The 785-nt window shown below is 71.0% G+C and carries 1 protein-coding gene; it reads right to left on the reverse strand.

The features are described from left to right. Positions 1 to 785 (reverse strand): acyltransferase domain-containing protein (locus ACYVMZ_RS39380; RefSeq protein ID WP_461088131.1); only part of this gene is annotated, 785 nt, incomplete at both ends.

Below are 785 nucleotides of genomic sequence, written 5' to 3' on the forward strand. Positions count from 1 at the left end.
TCCTCCAGCGCCGCACGGTCACCGGAAAGCACCAGCTGGGACGGGCCGTTGACGGCGGCGATCCCCACCCGGTCGGCGTGGCCCTCCAGCAGCGGCACGACATCCTCCTCCGCAGCCTGCACCGCCAGCATGGCGCCACCCTCCGGGAGGGCCTGCATCAACCGGCCACGCGCCGCCACCAGACGGGCCGCATCCTCCAGCGACCACACCCCGGCCACATACGCCGCCACCAACTCACCGATCGAATGACCACCCATAACCTCCGGCCGCAGCCCGAACGACTCCACCAGCCGGAACAAGGCGACCTCAACCGCGAACAACGCCGGCTGCGCAAAACCGGTCTGCTCCAGAAGCCCGGCATCCTCCCCGAACATCACCTCCCGCAGCGGACGGTCCAGCAGCGGATCCAGATGCGCGCACACCTCATCCAGCGCATCCGCGAACACCGGGAACGCTGCGTACAGCTCCCGGCCCATCCCCAGCCGCTGACTGCCCTGCCCGGTGAACACCACAGCAAGGCGCCCCTCAGCGACCACACCAGTCACCACCCCAGGCGTGCCGGAAGCCAGCCCCTCCAGACCCTCCAGGAAGTCCCCCTGCTGACGCCCCAGCACCACCGCCCGGTGCTCCAGCGCCGACCGGCCCGACAGCAGCGACCAGCCCACATCCACCGGGTCGGCGTCACCAGCCGCAACATGCTCACGCAGCCGCTCCGCCTGCGCCCGCAGCGCCTCCGCACTACGAGCCGACACCAGCCACGGCACCACACCCACCGGCACCGGCAC

The sequence above is a fragment of the Streptomyces deserti genome (assembly GCF_054782695.1).